Origin of the sequence: Streptococcus sp. 27098_8_86 (genome assembly GCF_041432595.1) — a bacterium.
Classification (GTDB): domain Bacteria; phylum Bacillota; class Bacilli; order Lactobacillales; family Streptococcaceae; genus Streptococcus; species Streptococcus pneumoniae_F.
In genome coordinates this window covers 1-2,899 of the sequence record NZ_JAPVZW010000023.1, presented here as the reverse complement: position 1 = coordinate 2,899, position 2,899 = coordinate 1, and the positions used below count along the sequence as shown (strand labels likewise).

Sequence of the window (2,899 nt, the reverse complement as noted above, 5' to 3'; positions counted from 1 at the left end):
CAGTGCTCTACCTCCAAGAATCTTTATGTCGACGCTAGCCCTAAAGCTATTTCGGAGAGAACCAGCTATCTCCAAGTTCGTTTGGAATTTCTCCGCTACCCACAAGTCATCCAAGCACTTTTCAACGTGCCCTGGTTCGGTCCTCCAGTGCGTCTTACCGCACCTTCAACCTGCTCATGGGTAGGTCACATGGTTTCGGGTCTACGTCATGATACTAATTCGCCCTATTCAGACTCGGTTTCCCTACGGCTCCGTCTCTTCAACTTAACCTCGCATCATAACGTAACTCGCCGGTTCATTCTACAAAAGGCACGCTCTCACCCATTAACGGGCTCGAACTTGTTGTAGGCACACGGTTTCAGGTTCTATTTCACTCCCCTCCCGGGGTGCTTTTCACCTTTCCCTCACGGTACTGGTTCACTATCGGTCACTAGGGAGTATTTAGGGTTGGGAGATGGTCCTCCCAGATTCCGACGGGATTTCACGTGTCCCGCCGTACTCAGGATACTGCTAGGTACAAAGACTATTTTAAATACGAGGCTATTACTCTCTTTGGCTGATCTTCCCAAATCATTCTTCTATAATCTTTGAGTCCACATTGCAGTCCTACAACCCCGAAGAGTAAACTCTTCGGTTTGCCCTTCTGCCGTTTCGCTCGCCGCTACTAAGGCAATCGCTTTTGCTTTCTCTTCCTGCAGCTACTTAGATGTTTCAGTTCACTGCGTCTTCCTCCTCACATCCTTAACAGATGCGGGTAACAGGTAGTACCTGCTGGGTTCCCCCATTCGGAAATCCCTGGATCATCGCTTACTTACAGCTACCCAAGGCATATCGTCGTTTGTCACGTCCTTCTTCGGCTCCTAGTGCCAAGGCATCCACCGTGCGCCCTTATTAACTTAACCTTATTTTTCTGACCTTTCAGTCATAAACTCTTATTAATACTACAGCGTTTTCGGTTTATTTTCTTGTTACTATTTGATATAGATATTCAATTTTCAATGTGCATTACTTGGTGATCTCTCACCAATGGAGCCTAGCGGGATCGAACCGCTGACCTCCTGCGTGCAAAGCAGGCGCTCTCCCAGCTGAGCTAAGGCCCCACAAGACCTCTCAAGACTAAACAAGACCAATGCGCAGTTCCTTATCCTTAGAAAGGAGGTGATCCAGCCGCACCTTCCGATACGGCTACCTTGTTACGACTTCACCCCAATCATCTATCCCACCTTAGGCGGCTGGCTCCTTACGGTTACCTCACCGACTTCGGGTGTTACAAACTCTCGTGGTGTGACGGGCGGTGTGTACAAGGCCCGGGAACGTATTCACCGCGGCGTGCTGATCCGCGATTACTAGCGATTCCGACTTCATGTAGGCGAGTTGCAGCCTACAATCCGAACTGAGACTGGCTTTAAGAGATTAGCTTGCCGTCACCGGCTTGCGACTCGTTGTACCAGCCATTGTAGCACGTGTGTAGCCCAGGTCATAAGGGGCATGATGATTTGACGTCATCCCCACCTTCCTCCGGTTTATTACCGGCAGTCTCGCTAGAGTGCCCAACTGAATGATGGCAACTAACAATAGGGGTTGCGCTCGTTGCGGGACTTAACCCAACATCTCACGACACGAGCTGACGACAACCATGCACCACCTGTCACCTCTGTCCCGAAGGAAAGCTCTATCTCTAGAGCGGTCAGAGGGATGTCAAGACCTGGTAAGGTTCTTCGCGTTGCTTCGAATTAAACCACATGCTCCACCGCTTGTGCGGGCCCCCGTCAATTCCTTTGAGTTTCAACCTTGCGGTCGTACTCCCCAGGCGGAGTGCTTAATGCGTTAGCTACGGCACTAAACCCCGGAAAGGGTCTAACACCTAGCACTCATCGTTTACGGCGTGGACTACCAGGGTATCTAATCCTGTTTGCTCCCCACGCTTTCGAGCCTCAGCGTCAGTTACAAGCCAGAGAGCCGCTTTCGCCACCGGTGTTCCTCCATATATCTACGCATTTCACCGCTACACATGGAATTCCACTCTCCCCTCTTGCACTCAAGTTAAACAGTTTCCAAAGCGTACTATGGTTAAGCCACAGCCTTTAACTTCAGACTTATCTAACCGCCTGCGCTCGCTTTACGCCCAATAAATCCGGACAACGCTCGGGACCTACGTATTACCGCGGCTGCTGGCACGTAGTTAGCCGTCCCTTTCTGGTAAGATACCGTCACAGTGTGAACTTTCCACTCTCACACTCGTTCTTCTCTTACAACAGAGCTTTACGATCCGAAAACCTTCTTCACTCACGCGGCGTTGCTCGGTCAGACTTCCGTCCATTGCCGAAGATTCCCTACTGCTGCCTCCCGTAGGAGTCTGGGCCGTGTCTCAGTCCCAGTGTGGCCGATCACCCTCTCAGGTCGGCTATGTATCGTCGCCTTGGTGAGCCGTTACCCCACCAACTAGCTAATACAACGCAGGTCCATCTGGTAGTGATGCAATTGCACCTTTTAAGCAAATGTCATGCAACATCTACTCTTATGCGGTATTAGCTATCGTTTCCAATAGTTATCCCCCGCTACCAGGCAGGTTACCTACGCGTTACTCACCCGTTCGCAACTCATCCAGAGAAGCAAGCTCCTCCTTCAGCGTTCTACTTGCATGTATTAGGCACGCCGCCAGCGTTCGTCCTGAGCCAGGATCAAACTCTCATTAAAAGTTTGAGTTCTCACTCATTTCTGTCACTGACAGATTTATTGTTTTTTCATTGTTCAGTACTACAACCTTAGTTGTAGTGCCCTGCACATTGGTTCGTCTTGTTCAGTTTTCAAAGGTCTTTGTCACTCGCTTCTCTCAAGTGACAACTATATTAGTATATCACAGCCGCTTTCGCTTGTCAACACTTTTTTGAAACTTTTT

General features: G+C 49.8%; 1 tRNA gene and 2 rRNA genes. All 3 read right to left on the bottom strand.

Features of this window, described 5'->3' with window-relative positions:
• Window positions 1–902, bottom strand: a 23S ribosomal RNA gene (locus O3616_RS09955); the annotation flags it as partial.
• Window positions 903–1,027: 125 nt separating this feature from the next.
• Window positions 1,028–1,100: transfer RNA gene (locus tag O3616_RS09950), tRNA-Ala, on the bottom strand.
• 51 nt (window positions 1,101–1,151) lie between these two features.
• A 16S ribosomal RNA gene (locus O3616_RS09945) occupies window positions 1,152–2,697 on the bottom strand.
• Window positions 2,698–2,899: the final 202 nt, after the last annotated feature.